Source organism: Bradyrhizobium sp. TM102 (genome assembly GCF_009176685.1).
Classification (GTDB): Bacteria; Pseudomonadota; Alphaproteobacteria; order Rhizobiales; family Xanthobacteraceae; genus Bradyrhizobium; species Bradyrhizobium ottawaense.
Genome location: NZ_AP021855.1, coordinates 2,960,097 through 2,978,810 on the forward strand (window position 1 = coordinate 2,960,097; position 18,714 = coordinate 2,978,810).

The 18,714-nt window shown below is 63.9% G+C and carries 17 protein-coding genes; 14 read left to right on the forward strand and 3 right to left on the reverse strand.

All coding sequences use genetic code 11. The features are described 5' to 3' along the window. The first annotated feature begins 168 nt into the window (after nucleotides 1-168). From GDN70_RS13900 to GDN70_RS13950, 10 genes are all read left to right on the forward strand, one after another. The gene (locus GDN70_RS13900; RefSeq protein ID WP_038949052.1) at nucleotides 169-1,173 is read left to right on the forward strand and encodes a Gfo/Idh/MocA family protein; all 1,005 of its coding nucleotides are present in this window, start codon (nucleotides 169-171) and stop codon (nucleotides 1,171-1,173) included. 11 nt (nucleotides 1,174-1,184) lie between these two features. Further along, nucleotides 1,185-2,372: a DegT/DnrJ/EryC1/StrS aminotransferase family protein gene (locus GDN70_RS13905; protein ID WP_028143319.1), complete on the forward strand. Its 1,188-nt coding sequence runs from the start codon at nucleotides 1,185-1,187 to the stop codon at nucleotides 2,370-2,372. A gap of 263 nt (nucleotides 2,373-2,635) precedes the next feature. Continuing rightward, nucleotides 2,636-4,162: a murein biosynthesis integral membrane protein MurJ gene (murJ, locus tag GDN70_RS13915; RefSeq protein ID WP_028143318.1), complete on the forward strand. Its 1,527-nt coding sequence runs from the start codon at nucleotides 2,636-2,638 to the stop codon at nucleotides 4,160-4,162. A 225-nt stretch (nucleotides 4,163-4,387) separates the two neighbouring features. Continuing rightward, a complete protein-coding gene (locus GDN70_RS13920) occupies nucleotides 4,388-4,843 on the forward strand; it encodes a DoxX family protein (protein WP_049801770.1) in 456 nt (151 codons plus the stop codon). A 523-nt stretch (nucleotides 4,844-5,366) separates the two neighbouring features. Continuing rightward, complete coding sequence (locus GDN70_RS35490) at nucleotides 5,367-5,537, forward strand: hypothetical protein (RefSeq protein ID WP_240536405.1); 171 nt, start codon at nucleotides 5,367-5,369, stop codon at nucleotides 5,535-5,537. A 356-nt stretch (nucleotides 5,538-5,893) separates the two neighbouring features. After that, on the forward strand, nucleotides 5,894-6,169 hold the full coding sequence (locus GDN70_RS13930) for a DUF1127 domain-containing protein (RefSeq protein ID WP_038949053.1): 276 nt from the start codon (nucleotides 5,894-5,896) through the stop codon (nucleotides 6,167-6,169). A 49-nt stretch (nucleotides 6,170-6,218) separates the two neighbouring features. Next, nucleotides 6,219-6,743: a GNAT family N-acetyltransferase gene (locus tag GDN70_RS13935; protein WP_063712064.1), complete on the forward strand. Its 525-nt coding sequence runs from the start codon at nucleotides 6,219-6,221 to the stop codon at nucleotides 6,741-6,743. A gap of 161 nt (nucleotides 6,744-6,904) precedes the next feature. Next, nucleotides 6,905-9,214, forward strand: coding sequence for a xanthine dehydrogenase family protein molybdopterin-binding subunit (locus GDN70_RS13940; RefSeq protein WP_038949055.1), 2,310 nt, complete (start codon nucleotides 6,905-6,907; stop codon nucleotides 9,212-9,214). Between the two features lie 95 nt (nucleotides 9,215-9,309). Next, nucleotides 9,310-9,759, forward strand: a complete 450-nt coding sequence (locus GDN70_RS13945; protein ID WP_028143313.1) for a cytochrome c — start codon at nucleotides 9,310-9,312, stop codon at nucleotides 9,757-9,759. A 264-nt stretch (nucleotides 9,760-10,023) separates the two neighbouring features. Next, a complete protein-coding gene (locus GDN70_RS13950) occupies nucleotides 10,024-11,307 on the forward strand; it encodes a cystathionine gamma-synthase family protein (RefSeq protein ID WP_038971715.1) in 1,284 nt (427 codons plus the stop codon). Nucleotides 11,308-11,480: 173 nt separating this feature from the next. Here the strand turns inward: GDN70_RS13950 and GDN70_RS13955 are convergent, their stop codons facing one another. Beyond that, nucleotides 11,481-11,897 (reverse strand): CHRD domain-containing protein, encoded by a 417-nt coding sequence (locus tag GDN70_RS13955; protein WP_038949057.1) that lies wholly within the window; start codon nucleotides 11,895-11,897, stop codon nucleotides 11,481-11,483. 155 nt (nucleotides 11,898-12,052) lie between these two features. On the opposite strand from GDN70_RS13955, the gene GDN70_RS13960 reads away from it, so the two are divergent. Continuing rightward, nucleotides 12,053-12,979 (forward strand): cytochrome c, encoded by a 927-nt coding sequence (locus tag GDN70_RS13960; RefSeq protein ID WP_038971714.1) that lies wholly within the window; start codon nucleotides 12,053-12,055, stop codon nucleotides 12,977-12,979. A 1-nt stretch (nucleotide 12,980) separates the two neighbouring features. Here GDN70_RS13960 and GDN70_RS13965 read toward each other — a convergent pair whose 3' ends face one another. Further along, nucleotides 12,981-13,226, reverse strand: coding sequence for an Lrp/AsnC family transcriptional regulator (locus GDN70_RS13965; protein WP_018317369.1), 246 nt, complete (start codon nucleotides 13,224-13,226; stop codon nucleotides 12,981-12,983). Between the two features lie 95 nt (nucleotides 13,227-13,321). Further along, nucleotides 13,322-15,304, reverse strand: coding sequence for a PAS domain-containing sensor histidine kinase (locus GDN70_RS13970; protein WP_152102678.1), 1,983 nt, complete (start codon nucleotides 15,302-15,304; stop codon nucleotides 13,322-13,324). Between the two features lie 311 nt (nucleotides 15,305-15,615). Here GDN70_RS13970 and thiD point away from each other — a divergent pair, with 311 nt between their 5' ends. The 3 genes from thiD to GDN70_RS13985 all read left to right on the forward strand — a co-directional run bounded on the left by thiD (nucleotide 15,616) and on the right by GDN70_RS13985 (nucleotide 18,692). Then, nucleotides 15,616-16,416 (forward strand): bifunctional hydroxymethylpyrimidine kinase/phosphomethylpyrimidine kinase, encoded by an 801-nt coding sequence (thiD, locus tag GDN70_RS13975; protein ID WP_152102679.1) that lies wholly within the window; start codon nucleotides 15,616-15,618, stop codon nucleotides 16,414-16,416. A 406-nt stretch (nucleotides 16,417-16,822) separates the two neighbouring features. After that, nucleotides 16,823-17,635 carry a UDP-2,3-diacylglucosamine diphosphatase gene (locus GDN70_RS13980; protein ID WP_028143308.1) on the forward strand — a complete coding sequence of 271 codons (813 nt, stop codon included), beginning with the start codon at nucleotides 16,823-16,825 and terminating at the stop codon, nucleotides 17,633-17,635. A gap of 13 nt (nucleotides 17,636-17,648) precedes the next feature. Next, nucleotides 17,649-18,692 carry a glycosyltransferase family 1 protein gene (locus tag GDN70_RS13985; RefSeq protein WP_038971712.1) on the forward strand — a complete coding sequence of 348 codons (1,044 nt, stop codon included), beginning with the start codon at nucleotides 17,649-17,651 and terminating at the stop codon, nucleotides 18,690-18,692. Nucleotides 18,693-18,714: the final 22 nt, after the last annotated feature.

Genomic DNA, 18,714 nt, shown 5'->3' on the forward strand with positions numbered 1-18,714 from the left:
AATCACGGGACCCGGGCCAAAGAGGCGATATTTTTCGGCTTAAGGCCCGGGGAACGTGTAACTTTTTGAATCAAATCGTGTCCGGGCCGCCAAGGCGGCATTCGCCACAAATGTGGCGTCCGTGCTAGAAGCGCGCCGGGGATTTGCGTTGAATCGGGGTTTGCTCAAATGAGTTCCAAAGGATCTGCACCGGCAAAGGCCGGCTTGCGCGTTGGCGTCATTGGCGCCGGCGTGATGGGCAGCAACCATGCGCGCGTGCTTGCGGGTCTTCCCGGCGTCAGCCTCGTCGGCGTCGTCGATCCTTCGCCGGCACATCGCACACGCGCGACGGAACTTGCCAATTGCGCGAGTTTCGAGACGCTCGACCAGCTCTTCGCCGAAGGCATCGACGCCGTCACCATCGCAGCTCCCACCCACCTGCATCACGAGGTCGCGCTCGCCTGCATCGCCAAGAACATTCATGTTCTGGTCGAGAAGCCGATCGCATCCACGGTGGAGGAGGGCCGCGAGATCGTCGCTGCCGCGCAAAAGGCCGGCGTCACGCTGATGGTCGGCCATGTCGAGCGCTTCAATCCGGCGGTTGCCGCCGTCAAGCAGGCGATCGCGGGCGAAGACATTCTTTCCATCGCGATCACGCGCGTCGGCCCGTTCCCGCCGCGCATGTCCAATGTCGGCGTCGTCATCGACCTCGCCGTGCACGACATTGACCTGATCCGCTGGTTTACCGAATCCGACATCGTCGAGGTGCAGCCGCAATTGTCGAGCGCCGTCGCCGAGCGCGAGGACATCGCGCTGCTGCAGTTCCGCACCGAGAGCGGCGTGCTCGCGCACATCAACACCAACTGGCTGACGCCGTTCAAGGCGCGCAGCGTCACGGTCGCGACCCGCGGCAAATATGTGATGGGCGATCTGCTCACGCGCCAGGTCACCGAGTGCTTCGGCTTCAAGCCCGACGGCAGCTATTCGATGCGGCATCTGCCGGTCGGACATGACGAGCCGCTCCGCGCCGAGCTGATCGCGTTCCTCAAGGCGGTGCGCAACGGCGAGACGCCGGCGGTCACCGGCGACGAAGGCGTCGCCAGCCTCGAGATCGCGACGCAATGCCTGGAGACGCCGTCGCGGCCCGCGGCCAAATCGCCCGCCCTCAAAGGCCCGCGCCGCGTCGCCGGCTGAACCCGTCATCCATGTCGACCATTCAAGAAGGCGCCAAGAGCCAGGTCATGAACCAGCATCTGCGTTCCGAACCCATTCCCTTCATCGACGTCGGCTCGCAGCGCCGCCGGCTCGGCGCTTCGCTGGATGCCGCGGTCAAGCGCGTTCTCGACCATTGCCAGTTCGTCAATGGCCCTGAAGTCGCCGAGCTCGAGAAGCAGCTCGCGGCCTACAGTGGTGCCAAGCATGTCATCGGCTGCGCCAGCGGCACCGACGCGCTTCTGATGGTGCTGATGGCAAAGAACGTCGGGCCCGGCGATGCCGTGCTGTGTCCGTCCTTCACCTTCATCGCGACCGCGTCGCCGGCCGCACGGATGGGCGCGACCCCTGTCTACGTCGATGTCGACGAGACGACCTTCAACATGAGCCCTGAGTCCCTGAAGCGCGGCATCGCGACCGCTCGCAAGGCGGGCCTGAGGCCGGTTGCGGTCATTCCGGTCGATCTGTTCGGTCAGCCCGCCGATCACGATGCGATCGCCGAGATCGCCAGGGCCGAAGGCCTGTTCGTGATCGACGACGCCGCGCAAGGGTTCGGTGCAAGCTATAAGGGCCGCAAGCTCGGCACCTTCGGGCTCGCCACCACGACCAGCTTCTTCCCGGCAAAGCCGCTCGGCTGCTTCGGCGACGGCGGCGCGATCTTCACCGATGACGACGAGCTCGCGGCCACCTTGCGCAGCATCCGCGTGCACGGGCAGGGCGTCGACAAATACGACAACGTCCGCCTCGGCCTGACCGGCCGGCTCGACACAATGCAGGCCGCGATCCTGATCGAGAAGCTGAAGATCTTCGACGACGAGATCGCAGCCCGCAACAAGGTCGCGGAGCGCTACGCGCGTGGGCTGTCCAACGTGGTCACCGTGCCGCGTCTCAGCCCGGGCAATACCTCGGTCTGGGCGCAATACACCATCCGCCTGCCTGAGGGCACCGACCGCGACGGCTTCGCTGCCGCGCTAAAAGCCCAGGGCGTGCCGACCGCGATCTATTACGGCAAGTCGATGCATCAGCAGACCGCCTACAAGCAATATCCGGTGGCCGGGGGCGGCCTGCCCGGTTGCGAAAGCCTGTCGCAGGATGTCATCAGCCTGCCGATGCACGCCTATTTGACCGAAGCCGACCAGGAGCGGATCATCGCCGCCGTCCGCGGCGCGCTGGGGGGGTGATCTTGCGCTTTTCTTCCCTCTCCCCTTGTGGGAGAGGGTGGCTCGTCGCGAAGCGGCGAGACGGGTGAGGGGTCTTTCTCCGCACTGAATGCAAGGAGAGAAACCCCTCACCCGATTGAGTTTATATCTACTTGCGGCGCTGCCCTCTCCCACAAGGGGAGAGGGCACAGCAATGCGCATCGCAGGCCGAGCGGCCGTCTTTTTTCATCACGTCAAACTTCAAAGCCTTATCGTTAGACTGATTAGTCTCTAGAACAGTCCACATGCTCGGACGCATCTTCACGGTCGGTGGTTACACGCTGCTCTCGCGGCTGACGGGGTTTGCCCGCGACATCATGCTCGCGGCGATCCTCGGTGCCGGCCCCGTGGCCGATGCCTTTTTCGTGGCGCTGCGGCTGCCCAATCATTTCCGCGCGATCTTCGCCGAGGGCGCCTTCAACGCCGCCTGGGTGCCGGCCTATGCGCATGTCCATGGCGAGAAGGGGGAGGGGGCGGCAAAGCTGTTCGCCGACCGCATCTTCACGCTGCTGTTGGCCTCGCAGGTGGTGTTGCTCATCGTCGCCTGGCTGTTCATGCCGCAGGCCATGCGCATCCTGGCGCCGGGCTTCAGTGACGATGCCGAGCAGCGCAAGCTCGCGATCGAGCTGACCCGGATCACCTTTCCCTATCTGCTGCTGATCACGCTGGTGACGCTCTATGGCGGCATGCTCAACGTGATGCAGCGCTTTGCCAGCGCCGCGGCCGCCTCGATCTTCCTGAACGTTTCGATGATGATGACGCTGGCGGTCGCCGTCTGGTTTCCGAGCGCGGGCCATGCGGCTGCCTGGGGCGTCCTGATCTCCGGTTTCCTGCAATATTTCCTGCTGGCCGGCGATCTCGCCCGCCATGGCGGCCTGCCGCGCTTTGCGCCGCTGAAGCTCGACGAAGACGTCCGCGGTTTCTTCAAGGCACTCGGGCCTGCGACGCTGGGATCGATGGGCACGCAGGTGGCGCTGTTCGCCGATACCATCATCGCGACCTTCCTGCCTGCCGGCGCGCTGTCGGCGCTTTATTATGCCGACCGGCTCAACCAGCTCCCGATCGGCGTGATCGGCATCGCCATCGGCACCGTGCTGCTGCCGGAGATGTCGCGCCGGATCACGGCCAACGACCATGACGGCGCGATGAAGGCGCAGCGCCGCGCCTTCGACTTCACGCTGCTGTTCTCAATCCCGTTCGTCGCGGCCTTCCTCACCGTGCCGGACGAGATCATGCGCGCGCTGTTCGCGCGCGGCGCGTTCTCCAAGGCCGACGCTGTCGCCGCGGGCGGCACGCTCGCGGCCTACGCCATCGGCCTGATCCCCTTCGTGCTGATCCGCAGCGCGGTTGCGACCTTCTATGCGCGCAAGGACACCGCAACGCCGGTTCGCGCGTCGCTGACCGGCATTGCGGTCAATGTCGCGCTGAAGGTCGCCTTGATGGGATCGCTGGCCCAGGTCGGCCTTGCGCTCGCAACCGCCGTCGGTGTCTGGACCAATCTGTTGCTGGTGCTGTTCTTCGCCGTGCGGCGCGGCTTTCTCGTGCTGGACCGCGCCTGGCTGATGTCGCTGGCCAAATTCCTGCTGACCGGCTTGATCCTCGCCGCAGCGTTCTGGCTGATCGCGCACTTCAGCGCTTCAGCTCTCGCCTCGATGCGCTTCCACGACGAGTTGACGCTGGTTCTGCTCGCGATCGGGGGTACAATCGTCTACGCGCTTGCGATCCTCATCCTGTTCGGCCGCAGCTGGCTGGTTTCGCTGGTGCGCGGCTAGGCGCGTGCCGAAAGCCAACACGCCTACCCCGCCGTCACCGCGCCGAAGAATCGCTTTGAACGCGGACAACGCCGTGAGCGGATGGACCGTTTGTTGGGCCTCGGAGGCACCAGGGGTCTCCAGCGCCTCATGCCCGCCGGGCGGCCTTCATGCGGTTCGCCAATCGTGATACGATCTCGACATTCAGGTGCCGTCCTCAGGCAGCAACGCGATGAGGCAGTGACCATGTCATTTCGCTCTTCCTGGTCCACATCTCGGATCGACCAGTTCGCCACCGGCAATGCCGACCTGCTGATCCTGATCGGCCGCATCCTGCTTGCATGGGTGTTTGTTGGCAGCGCGTATGGAGCACTTGGCAACTTCAGTGGCTCAGTGGGCTATTTTCGGTCGCTCAACCTTCCAGTGCCGCAGCTGTTCACGACGACCACCGTCATCCTGGAAATACTGATATCGGTTGGTTTGATACTCGGCGTTGGTACGCGCTACTGCGCAATTTTGATGTTTCTATTTGTATTGTCGGCTACTGCAATCGCACATCGTTACTGGGAATATCCCGCCGGTCCGCAACAGTTCGGGCAGTACAACAATTTCCTGAAGAACATCTCGATCTCAGGAGGCGCTCTGTTGATCCTGGTCACCGGAGGGGGCCGGTTCTCCCTCGATCGGAGGCTGGCAGGCTAGCAGCGTTGTTCGTTTCAGCCGCTTCTTCGGCCTGATAGCCGATAACTTGATTCGAGTGAGCATCGTCGGCCCCGGCAGAGTTGCGACAGGTTGCAGCCGCACGATGTGCCGTTTGGTCCGTTCGTCTGACGCCATCAACGCGACGCGCAGCTCTGCCAGCTCGGCAGCTGCCAAGCCGTGCCTTTGCGGCCGTTTACTGCGTCACTTCGCCTTGTGCCTGAAAGCAACCTCGAGCAGATGGCTGACGAGATTCGAGAGCGGCTTCAGGCGCTCGCTTATTATCCTGAAGGAAAGCATCAGCCACGTCGCGAGCGCGGCACACCACAACAAGGTTTCCAATGTTTCGGGCATGAGGACACCCATGAAAGCGATTACTGGAAATCCGAGCAGTGTTGCCGATCTGAACCCACGCGACAAGTCCTCCTAAAAGTGGCAACATGCTGAAACACTCGGAAGAACCGTAGCTCGCCATGACAATCGCCTCAGCACGGCGTCTGAGTGTACGCCGGGAAGCTGGACCATTTTGCTGCTGGTGCTCTTCTTTGCCGCGCGGCGCGGCTTTCTCGTGCTGGACCGTGCCTGGCTGATGTCGCTCGGCAAATTCCTGCTGACCGTGATCATAGCCGCAGCGTTCTGGCTATCGCGCGCTTCGGCGGTTCAGCTTTCGCCTCGATGCATTTCCATGACGAGTTGACGCTCGTCCTGCTCGCCGTCCGCGGCACGATTGTCCATGCTCTCGCGATCTCATCCTGTTCGGCCGCAGCTGGCTTGTCTCGCTCGTGCGCGGCTAGGCAAGCAGGTGCTCGCCCCCAGGATGCAGCGGACATCGGCACATCTCTTGATTTTGCGCGTTTGGCGTGCTACACGCGCTGCATGATTAAATGCTCGCGCACCGTCAACCGCAACCACATGACCCGCTTCGGCTGGGCCGTGGAAGGAGTCGTGCGCTAGGAATTCGACGACGACATCTTTTCCACCAGGCCCCGCCGGCATCGGACGGGGCCTTTTGTTTGGCCACGCTCCCTGCCGGCTCAACAGCAGGAGCGTCCGATGCCACCCCAACAGACGAACATCTCACCCGAAATTGAGGTCGATGCCGCAAGGCGTGGCCTCGACCTTTCCATCGTCCTGAGCCTGCTCAGGCGCTACTGGCGTGCATTTCAGGAGTGGCGGCCGCGCGCAGGGGTCACCTTGCAGGACCTCAGTGACAGGGAGCTGATGGACATCGGTCTGACGCGCGGCGATATCGATTGCATCGCGCCTGAGCGCGCCATCGAGAGATTGAGAGACAGCACGAGGACTCTGTGTGGCCGCGGTGGGATGTGACGGACACAATTCCTGCCGTTCCTCACTGCGACAAGGAGAGGAGGCGATCATGATATCGCATGCTGCCGGTGCTCAGGCGGACGTGGAAATCCGACGATTGAATGTCGATGATCTCGATCTTTTTCGCGACATTCGTGCGGAGGCGCTTCAGATGCACCCTCAAACGTTTGGGTCTCCTGAAGAGGACGACGGCGGGGAGCCGATGATGGCGGCTTATCGCCGTTGGCTGGATGGAATGATCCTCGGCGCATTTCGATGCGGGAGCTTGATGGGCGTCGCGGGCTTCTATGTATCGCCAGATCGGCGATCGCAGCACAGGGGCAACATCTTCACGGTTTACGTGAGGGAGGAGGGCCGAGGTAAAGGGGTCGGAGATCGGCTCATCAAGGAGCTTCTTGCCCATGCCGAGGCACGCGTCGAGCAGGTGCATCTCGCCGTCCTGCTCGAATCGACCGCTGCAATCAACACCTACAAGCGTAACGGCTTTGAAATCTACGGCACCGATCCCGCTGCCGTCCGCATAGGAGAGGCCACCTACGACAAGTACTTTATGGTCAGGAAATTCAGCCGCTAAGGCCGTCCCGCACGGCTGTCCGGCCTGGTCGCGCCAGAACCGTCGGGGGTGGCTTCGAATCAGCGGCCTCAATGGGGGAACGGCCCGCCTAAACCCGTTTGCCTTGCCAGTTTTTCCACGGCAATATGCCGGCAAAACAACCATGAGAACGGGAAGATAAAATGGCGGCTCCCATCAAGTTCGGCGTTGGCCAAAGCGTGCTGCGCAAGGAGGATGACGCGCTCATCCGCGGCAAGGGCCGCTATACCGACGATTACGCGCCGCAGGCTGCGCTGCGCTGCCTGATGCTGCGCTCGCCGCACGCGCATGCCAAATACACCATCGATGTGAGCCGCGCCCGCGGGCTGCCCGGCGTCGCGCTGATCCTGACCGCCGACGACGTCAAGGATCTCGGCAATCTGCCCTGCCTGTTCAACCTCGAGACCGATCCGTTCACCGGCCCGCCATACCCGATCCTGGCCAAGGACGAGGTACGCCACGTCGGCGATGCCGTCGCCTTCGTCGTCGCCGAGACCATCGACCAGGCCCGCGACGCGATCGAGGCGATCGACGTCAAATGGTCGCCCCTGCCGGCGGTGACCGGCGTCGTCAATGCTGTGAAGAAGGGCGCGCCGCAGGTCTGGCCCGACAAGGCCGGCAATGTGCTGTTCGACGTCTCGATCGGCGACAAGGCGGCGACGGAAGCTGCCTTTGCCAAGGCGCATGCGGTGGCGGAAATCTCGATCATCAATCCGCGTGTGGTCGCGAGCTTCCTGGAGACGCGTGCGGCGGTCTGCGAATACGATTCCAAGCGCGACCATCTGACGCTGACGGTCGGCAGCCAGGGCAGCCACCGCCTGCGCGACATCCTGTGCCAGAACGTGCTCAACATCCCGACTGACAAGATGCGGGTGATCTGCCCCGATGTCGGCGGCGGGTTCGGCACGAAGCTGTTTCCGTATCGGGAATACGCCTTGATGGCGGTCGCCGCGCGAAAATTGAAGAAGGCGGTGAAGTGGGCGGCAGATCGCTCCGAGCATTTCCTGGGCGATGCGCAGGGCCGCGACAACGTCACCACCGCGAAGATGGCGCTGGCCGAGGACGGCAAATTCCTCGCGATGGATTGCGACCTGATGGGCGACATGGGCGCGTATCTGTCGACCTTCGGCCCCTACATTCCCCATGGCGGCGCCGGCATGCTGCCGGGCCTCTACGACATCCAGGCCTTCCACTGCCGGGTGCGCACCATCTTCACGCACAGCGTGCCGGTCGATGCCTATCGCGGCGCCGGGCGGCCTGAAGCTGCCTATGTCATCGAGCGCCTCGTGGACGCCTGCGCACGAAAACTCGACACGACGCCGGACGCCATCCGCCGCAAGAACTTCATCCCGCCGAAGGCGCTGCCGTACAAGACGGCCACGGGCAAGGTCTATGATTCCGGCGATTTCGCCGCGCATCTCAAGCGCGCGATGGAGATCGGGGAATGGAAGGAGTTTGCAAAGCGCGCCAAGGCGGCCAAGAAGGAGGGCCTGATCCGCGGCATCGGCCTTGCGAGCTATGTCGAGATCTGCGGCGTGATGGGTGAGGAGACGGCCAATGTCCGCCTCGATCCGAGTGGCGACGTCACCGTGCTGATCGGCACGCAATCGAGCGGGCAGGGCCATCAGACCGCCTATGCGCAGATCGTCGCCGAGCAATTCGGCCTGCCACCGGAGCGCGTGCATATCCGCCAGGGCGACACCGAGGAGATCGCGACCGGCCTCGGCACCGGCGGCTCGGCCTCGATTCCCACCGGCGGCGTCTGCGTGGAGCGTGCTGCGGGCGATCTCGGCAAGAAGCTGAAGGAGTTCGCAGCTCAGGCGCTCGAAGCGAGCGCGGGCGACCTCGAGATCACCGACGGCATGATCCGGATCGCCGGCACCGACCGCTCGATCTCCTTTGCTGACCTCGCCAAGCGCCCCGGCGCCGATCCCACGAAGCTGAACGGCAGCGCGACCTTCGCCAGTGCCGACGGCACCTATCCCAACGGCACGCATCTGGCGGAGGTCGAGATCGATCCGGCCACCGGCATCATCAAGATCGTCAACTACGTGATCGTCGATGATTTCGGCAAGACGCTCAATCCGCTGCTTTTGGCCGGCCAGGTGCATGGCGGCGCCATGCAGGGCATCGGCCAGGCGCTGATGGAGCAGGTGGTCTATGGCGCGGGCGACGGCCAGCTCATTACCGCGACCTTCATGGACTACGCGCTGCCGCGCGCAGCGGACGGGCCGGCCTTCGTGTTCGAGACTGCCAACGTTCCCTGCAAGACCAATCCGCTGGGGGTGAAGGGCGCGGGCGAGGCCGGCGCGATCGGCTCCTGTCCGGCCGTCGTCAATGCCATCGTCGATGCGCTCTGGCGCGAATACAAGATCGACCACATCGACATGCCGGCAACGCCTGAGCGGGTCTGGATCGCCATCAACGAGCACCATCGCCGTCACAGCCTCTAGGCGGCGATTCTTCCGCGGCGGGAATAAACGCTCGCTGCGGGGTTTCTATCCATGAATGGGCCCATCCTCACCTCTGCGAGCCGGAGACATTAGCAATGAAACGAACGATGATTGTCGCGGGGACCATCCTGCTGGGTGCGGGCGCCGTGATGGCGCAGCAGGAGATCGCCGTTCAGCAGGACAATCTGATGCGCGCGATCGCCAAGAACCAGTATGGCGTGATCCAGAAGATGACCAAGGGCGACATCCCCTTCGACAAGAAAGCTGCCGATCAGGCCATCGCCAGCATCGAGGCCGATGTTGCCAAGATCGCCAAGACCTTCGAGGTCAATCCCAAGCAGGATGTCGTCGACGCGACCTATGGCGCCTCGCAAAAGGTCTGGCAGAACAAGGCCGATTTCGACTCCAAGATCCCGCCTGTGCAGAAGGCGATCGCCGATGTCAAGGGCAAGATCAAGGATGTCGCCAGCCTGAAGGCGGCCTATACCGCAATCAATGACCGCTGCAGCGATTGCCACGAGACGTATCGGGTCAAGCTGAAATAGCGAGGCGCAATTCTCGCTCCATCCGGGCTACGGCGCCGATAAGGAATCGAAAAGGCGGTTGCGAAAGCAGCCGCTTTTTTGCGCCGGCGCGAAGCGCGGCAGGAATTTATGTCCGCAAGGCCTGACGGATCGCTGTGAGAGCAGCTATCTTGGCTGCAGTCGCCGCGGAATTGACGTGAGCTGTTGGAAATTGGCGCATCTCGCTCCCGACGGCCTCATCAGGAGTTCCATGGCGCGGCTTCAAGCAGAACAGCGAGACAGGCCATGGCAAAACCGTTTCCGTCGAAGACCCACATCGGCAACCATATGCTGCATCCCGAAACCTTGATGCTGACCTATGGCTATGATCCGCAATTGTCGGAAGGCGCCATCAAGCCGCCGGTCTTCCTGACCTCCACCTTCGTGTTCAGGACCGCCGATGACGGGCAGGACTTTTTCGATTTCGTCGCCGGCCGGCGCGAGCCGCCGGAAGGCATGGGCGCGGGCCTGGTCTATTCGCGCTTCAATCATCCCAACAGCGAGATCGTCGAGGACAGGCTCTCGATCTACGAGCGCACCGAGAGCTGCGCGCTGTTCTCGTCCGGCATGGCGGCGATCGCCACCACGATCCTGGCTTTCGTTCGCCCGGGCGACGTCATCCTGCATTCCCAGCCGCTCTATGGCGGGACGGAAACGCTGCTGACGAACACGCTGGCCCGCCTGTCGATCGGCGCCGTCGGCTTCGCCGATGGGATCGACGAAGCCGCGGTCAAGCAGGCCTCGGAGGAGGCCATGGGCAAGGGTCGCGTTTCGATGATCCTGATCGAAACCCCGGCCAATCCGACCAACGGCCTGGTCGATGTCGCCATGATCCGTCGCATTGCCGATTCCATCGGAAAGGCCCAGGGACACACGCCGATCATCGCCTGCGACAACACGCTGCTCGGCCCGGTGTTTCAGCGGCCGATCGAGCACGGCGCCGACATTTCCCTATACTCGCTTACGAAATATGTCGGCGGTCATTCGGACCTGATCGCGGGCGCCGCGCTCGGCTCGAAGGCGCTGATGAAAGGCATCAAGGCGCTCCGGGGCGCCATCGGGACCCAGCTCGATCCGCATTCCTGCTGGATGATCAATCGCTCGCTCGAGACGCTGAGCCTGCGCATGGAAAAAGCCGATGCGAATGCGCGCCTCGTGGCGGATTATTTGCGCGACCACCCCAAGGTGGCCAAGGTCCACTACCTCGGTCATCACGAGGAGGCCTCGCCGGCCGGGCGTGTGTTCGCGCGGCAATGCCTGGGGGCGGGATCCACCTTCTCGTTCGACATCGTCGGCGGCAAGGATGCTGCGGTCAAATTCCTCAACGCGCTGCAGATCCTCAAGCTGGCGGTGAGTCTCGGCGGCACGGAGTCGCTCGCGAGCCTGCCCGCGACCATGACCCATTCCGGCGTTCCCGCCGACATCCGCCGGAAAATCGGGGTGCTCGATTCCACGATCCGGCTGTCCATCGGCATCGAGAATCCCTCCGACCTGATTGCCGACCTCACGCAGGCGCTGAACGCGGCTTAAAGCATGATCCGGAAAAGTGCGCAGCGGTTTTCCGAAAAGATCATGCTTAAACAACAACCTAAAGCGCGATGACGATTCATCCTGATCGCATCGCGCTTTAAGCGCGGCCGGAATCGAAAAGGCCGGACGCCCCTCCTGCGCCCGGCCTTCACGCAACGAAGCAGCGTCGCGGCTTACTTCGTCACCTGACCGCGGATCTCGCCGCCCGGGTTGGCCGCGGTGTGGATGTTGACGTAGAGCTTGCCGCCGAGCAGATCGGCAGCCTGCGCGTCGGTCAGCGTCGCCTCGCCCTTTACGGGGCTGGCGGTCGCATTCGGGATCGCGAGCGCGACGCCGGCGTTCTTGCCGGCCTCCGCGGGGCCGTGGAAATGGGCGGCGGTAGCAGGGCCGGACAGCCCGGAATAGGTGACCGTCCACGAAAGCTTCTTGCTGGCGGCATCATAGTCCAGATCGGCGGTTCCGGTGGCGCTGCTGGTCGTTGCCGGCACCTCGGACTTGCCGTCGAGCGTTGCTTTCAGCTTTTCGGCGCTGGCCGGAGCTGCAAAAGCAACGGCACCGAGTGCTAAGGCGGCAATGACGGTCTTGTTCATGACATTCTCCCTGCTGAACCCGTTCGGGCTGCCAAACTTTCAACAGCCGGCATTTCAGTTTATTCCCGTTTCCGGCCAAGGCGGGCTAAATTCTTCGTGGCTGGAGCCGCGGCGACATTGGTCTTAGGTTCGCCGTGTCGAGTGAATGGATACCCATGTTGCAACGAACAATTCTCGGGGGGCTGCTCGCCGCGGTCGCCGCCGGCGTCGTCTATTGGTGGCTCAGCGCGCCGGTGGTGGCGGCTGTGGGCAACGCGCCGGCGCATGTGGCAAACCTTGCCAACGGCGAGGCCATGTTCAATGCCGGGGGCTGCGCGTCGTGCCATGCCACGCCCAACCAGCCCGACCGTGTCAGGCTCGGCGGCGGCGTCGCGATCAAATCGCCGTTCGGAACGTTCTACGCGCCGAACATCTCCCCCGATCCGAACGACGGCATCGGCAAATGGACCGACGCCGACTTCGTCAACGCGGTTATGCACGGGGTTTCGCCAGGCGGGCAGCATTATTTTCCCGCCTTCCCCTATACGTCCTATCAGCACGCAAGGCGCGAGGACGTGCTCGATCTCTTCGCCTATCTGAAGACGCTGCCGCCCGTTGCAGGCAAAGTGCGAGACCACGACGTCGGCTTTCCGTTCAACATCCGCCGCAACATCGGCGTCTGGAAATTCCTGTTTCTGCACGACAAGCCTTTTGTCGCCGACGGCACCAAGTCGCCGCAATGGAGTCGCGGCGCCTATCTCGTCAATAGTTTTGGCCATTGCGCCGAATGCCACAGCCCGCGCAACGCGCTTGGCGGCATCATCCAGCGCCAGCGCTTTGCCGGCGGGCCCAATCCGGAAGGCGAGGGCTGGGTGCCGAATATCACGCAGAAGCGCCTCGGCGAGTGGAGCGCGAAGGATCTTGCCTACTTCCTCAAGACCGGGGAATTGCCCGACGGCGACAGCGCCGGCGGCGCGATGAAGCGTGTGATCAAGAACACCTCGCAATTGTCCGAGGCGGATATTGCGGCGATGGCGGACTATCTCAAATCGCTGCCGCCGGTCGACGGTCCGCCGCGGCCCAAGCGCAAGGAAGCTGGTTAGCTCAGCTGGCGCCGAACGCCTTGAAGGTGATGATGGTGAGGGTGTCCTGGATGCCCGGCAGCACCTGCACCTTCTCGTTGACGAAATGGCCGATGTCGGTGTCCTTGTCGACGTAGAACTTCACCAGGAGGTCGTATTGGCCGGCCGTGGAGTAGATCTCGGAAGCGATCTCGGCTTCGGCAAGCGCATTGGCGACCGTATAGGACTGGCCGAGCTTGCATTTGATCTGGACGAAAAAAGGAACCATCGCGGGCACTCCGAAAGCGTATCTGGCGGCTAATAGGCCAAACCCGGCACCATTTAGCAAGCGGACTTGCCGGCCACCAGATGTCGGTCCGGCGCCTAGGAGGTCACCACGGCCGCGGCGAATGCGTCTCTGAGCCGCTGGGCAAGCTCGACCTTGCGATAGGGCTTGGTCAGCACGATCGCCTGCGCATGCGCGTGGCCCTGCTCGACCAGGGTCTCCAGCGCGTAGCCCGAGGTGAACAGGACCGGCAGACCGGGGCGAATCCGCCGCGCCTGGTCGGCGAGCTCCCAGCCGCTCATGCCGCCGGGCATCACGATGTCGGTGAACAGCATGTCGATACCGGGCTCGGTGCGCAGCTGCTGCAAGGCCTCCTTGCCGTTGACCGCGGCAACGACGCGATATCCGAGAGCTTCCACCCTCCGAATGGCGGAGGAGCGAACGAACGGATCGTCCTCGGCGATCAGGATCGTCTCGTATCCTCGGGGCGCCGCGTCCTCGCCATCGGAAAGCTCGGCGTGCGATGATCCGATGTCCGCGCGCGGCAAATAGATCCGGACCGTCGTCCCAAGGCCCGGCTCGCTGTAGATCGAGACGTGGCCATTGGATTGCTTGGCGAAGCCATAGACCATGCTGAGCCCAAGGCCCGAGCCCTTGCCGACCTCCTTGGTGGTGAAGAACGGCTCGAAGGCGCGCCGGGTGACCTCGGGCATCATGCCTTCGCCGTCGTCGGTGATCGAGATCAACACGTAGCTGCCGGATGCGACTTCGGGGTGAAGGGTGCGATAGTCGTCGTCGAGTGTCGTCAACTCCGTGCTCAGGGTCAGGTGGCCACCGGCCGGCATGGCATCCTGCGCATTGAGCGCAAGGTTGAGCACGGCGGATTCGAGCTGGGCCCGATCCGCGAAGGCCACGATCGTGCCGGGCCTGGAGGCCGTCCTGATCTCGATGTCCTCGCGCAAGGTGCGCTTGAGCAGCTTGAACATGGACTCGAGCAGGCCGCGGCAATCGATCGTCTGGGGCTGCAGCAACTGGCGGCGACTGAATGCGAGCAGGCGCTGCGTCAGCTCGGCACCCCGTTCGCCCGATTGGCAGATGTCCTCGGAAAAGCGGCGCAGGTCGGGCCTCGCCTTGAGCTGCTCGCTCAGGTGCTCGGCGTTGCCGATGATGACGGTGAGCAGGTTGTTGAAGTCGTGGGCGATGCCGCCGGAGAGCTGACCGACCGTCTCCATCTTCTGCGCCTGCTGGAGCTGCTGCTCAGTCAGCTTGCGCGCGGTCAGGTCGTGGACGATGCCGACGAAGATCAATTCGCCGTCCTGCCGGGTCCGGCCGACCGACACGTCCATCGGAAAGGTCGATCCGTCCTTGCGCAGGCCGATGGCCTCGCCGGCGGTCGCGAAATGCCTTGCGTGGCTGTCGGGCGCGGTGCCCGCCTCGGGCATCAGCATCCTGACGTTCCGGCCCATGATCTCGTCGGCAGAGTAGCCGAACAAGCGCTCGCAGGCCGGATTGAACAGCAGAATATGGTCCTGCGCGTCGAGCAGGATGACTCCGTCGACCGCTGTCTCGACGATCGCGGTGAGGCGCGCCACGCTCTCGCGCATGGCGCGCTGGGCGTCGCTGACCTGCTGGAGCAGGAGCGTCGCGTCCCGGCTCTTGATTTCCTCCTCCTCGAGCGCGGCCTGGACCTGCCGCAGCTCGAAAGGCGAGGGGATCGTCAGGATCTTCGGCAGCAGCGGCCAGAGCGCGCCCGCCGTGACCACGGATGCCACCGCGGTCGCCGCCTTGACCATGCCCTCGATGCCATAGACCGGGACCCAGAGCGTGTAGATCGACAATACGTGGGTCAGGCCGCACGCCATGATGAAGATCGCGAAGGCCCAATAGACCCAGCCGAACTTGAGGTCGCGCCGCTTGGTGACCAGAATCGCAAGGGCAAACGGAATCGAAAAATAGGCGGCGGCGATGCAGGCGTCGGAAACGACGTGAAGCCAGATCAGCTCAGGCTCCCACAACAGGCAGATGCCGTGCGGCGACAGCATGGACGGGTCGAGGAGACGTTCAAAAAAGGCCCACATCATTCCACCCCAAGATTCCGTTCCAGGCGGCTTGCGGGCCGGGAGCCCGCAACATGGGTGTCGCTGGACAGTTCCACTCTCACCTCGCGCTCCGGCGAAGCAGGTAAGGTTCGAGACTATACCAAGGGTCCGGCGCGGTTGCATTTTCAAGTCCGCACGATTGCGGGGCGAGCCGGCCCGCTGCTTGCCTGATTCGCAGGGAATACACGGCGTCGCGAATCACTGTCGGACACGGCTCGGCGCGCTTGCCGGTGTTCCACGGCCGCGCTAGGACAGGCCATGGCGGTGTCCTTATCCAGCAAAGGTGCCCGGCGATGACGACCCCAGTCGCACTCACCATCGCCGGCTCCGATTCGAGCGGCGGTGCCGGCATCCAGGCCGACCTGAAGACCTTTGCCGCGCTCGGCGTCTATGGTGCCTCCGCCATCACGGCGCTGACGGCGCAGAACACGCGCGGTGTCACCGGCATTCACCCGGTCCCGGCGGAATTCGTCACCGCGCAGATCGATGCGGTGTTCTCCGATCTCGACATTGGTGCGGTGAAGATCGGCATGGTGGCTGAGGTCGCCGGCATCGATGCGATCGCGGCCGCGCTGTCGCGCTGGTCGCCGCGGCATGTCGTGCTCGATCCCGTGATGGTGGCAACCTCCGGCGACCGCCTGCTGGCATCCGAGGCCGTCGACGCGCTCCGCACAAAACTGATATCGCTGGCGTCGGTGATCACGCCCAATCTGCCGGAAGCCGCGGCTCTGCTCGACGAGCCGGTCGCGGCAAGCGAGGCCGAGATCGAAAGCCAGGGGCATCGCCTGCTGGCGCTCGGCTGCCGTGCGGTCCTGATCAAGGGCGGACACGGCGAGGGCGCCGAGAGCATCGATTATCTCGTCGATGCCCAAAACACGATCGCGCTCGCCGCGCCGCGCGTTGCGACCCGCAACACCCATGGCACCGGCTGCTCGCTGTCCTCGGCGGTCGCGGCTGGACTGGCCAAGGGCGAAGATCTGGAGCTTGCCGTGCGCAACGCCAAGGCCTGGATCAGCGCGGCCATCGCAGCCGCCGACCGCTTCAGCGTCGGGCACGGCCACGGCCCGGTCCATCATTTCCACAGGTTCTACTGAGGCGGGCCGTCCGCGGAAGCGCGGCCATCGATCCGTTGAGCGCTGGCTTCATCGTCCCCAATGCCTTGTGGCGACATCGAGCAAGCGCCTCTCCTTCGAGACGGACCGCTTCGCGGTCTCCTCAGGATGAGGCTGAACTGCGTCGGTCCGCTTTGAATTTGCAGCCGCGCACTCCGCCCTCATCCTGAAGGCCCGCCAACGGCGGGCGTCTCGAAGGATGTGCCGCGGGGGAGATGGCCTCAGGGAAGAGTAGGGTCCCGGCGCCTCCTGCGGCGCCATGTCGCCTGATTGTCGCATGCGGCTGATATTCGCAGGCAGGCGAGGCAAGGCGTGATTCGTGTCTGAAGGTGCCTCAAAAGTTCAATCGGTCATCCCCCTGTCACGGGACATTGTTACAGGCTGGCGCATGGGAAGTTACGATGTGAGTGACGAGAGCCCGGAGCGGCGCTTTCGCACGTTGTTCATCTCCGACGTTCATCTCGGAGCCCGCGGTTCTCAAGCCGATCTTCTGCTCGACTTCCTACGCTACCATGATGCCGACACGATCTATCTCGTCGGCGACATCGTCGACGGCTGGGCGCTGAAATCGAGCTGGAACTGGCCGCAATCCCACAACGACCTCGTGCAGAAGCTGCTGCGCAAGGCACGCAAGGGCGCCAAGGTCGTCTACATCCCCGGCAATCACGACGAGTTCCTGCGCAACTATTACGGCACGCATTTCGGCGGCATCGACGTCGTCGAGAACACGGTCCACACCGGCGTGGACGGCAAGCGTTATCTCGTCATCCATGGCGACATCTTCGACCTCGTGGTGCAAAACGCGCGCTGGCTCGCCCATCTCGGCGACAAGGCCTACGACTTCGCGATCCAGATGAATCGCTTCGTCAACTTCTTCCGCCGCTTGTTCAAGGTGCCCTATTGGTCGCTGTCGCAATGGGCCAAGCAGAAGGTCAAGAACGCCGTCAATTACATCGGCGCGTTCGAGCAGGCGCTCGCCGCCGAGGCGCGGCGCCACGACGCCGACGGCGTGATCTGCGGCCACATCCATTACGCCGTGATCCGCGACGAGGGCGGCATTCGCTACATGAATTGCGGCGACTGGGTCGAGAGCTGCACGGCGCTGGTCGAGCACGACGACGGTCATTTCGAGATCATCACCTGGGCGGATCATTTGCAGAAGCCGGCAGCCGTCCCGCAGGTTGCAGCCAGAGCTGCATAACAGAGGCCGCCTGATGCGCATCCTGGTCGCGACCGACGCCTGGCACCCGCAAGTCAACGGTGTGGTTCGGACGCTGACCAAGCTCGCCGACGCCGGCAAAAGCCTCGGCGTCGAATTCACGTTCCTGACGCCGCAATCCTTCCGCACCTTTGCAATGCCGAGCTATCGCGATGTGCGGCTGGCGATGCCCCGTCCCGCACGAATCGCCAAGCTGATCGAGGAGGCGCGCCCCGACAGCATCCACATTGCGACCGAAGGGCCGATCGGCCTGATGGTCCGCCGCTATTGCCGCCAGCGCAAGCTGCCGTTCACGACCAGCTTCCACACCCGCTTTCCCGAATATGTCCGTGCCCGCGTGCCGGTGCCGGGCTTGCTGATCTGGCGGGCACTGCGCCGCTTCCACGCGCCCAGCCGCGCCGTGATGGCGGCAACGCCTGCGCTCGCCCGCGAGCTGACCGAGCGTGGTTTCGACAATGTCGTGCTGTGGCCGCGCGGCGTCGACACCCATCTGTTCCACCCCCGCGCCATCGACCTTTGCCTGCCGGGACCGGTGTTCCTATCGGTCGGCCGCGTCGCGGTGGAGAAAAATCTCGAGGCCTTCCTCGATCTCGAGCTGCCCGGGACCAAGGTCATCGTTGGTGACGGCCCCGCGCGCGCCTCGCTCGAAGAGGCCTATCCCGACGCGATCTTCCTCGGCGAGAAGCACGGCGAGGAACTGGCGGATATCTATGCGGCCGCCGACGTCTTCGTGTTTCCGAGCAAGACCGACACGTTCGGCCTGGTGCTGCTGGAAGCGCTCGCGAGCGGCCTGCCGGTGGCCGCTTTCCCGGTGAAGGGTCCTCGCGACGTCATCGGCGATGCCCCGGTCGGCGCACTCGATCACGACCTGCGCAGCGCCTGCTTCGCGGCGCTGGACATCTCCCGGCAGGACTGCGTCGCGTTCGCCGCCAATTACACCTGGGAAGCCTCGGCGAGGGCCTTTGTGGCCAGCATTGAGGCGGTCGGCGCGGTGCTGCCTGGCCGGAACGCCGCGGAACAGCCGCGCTTCGTCGCCTGAAGAGAAAAATCCTCGCGCGGAG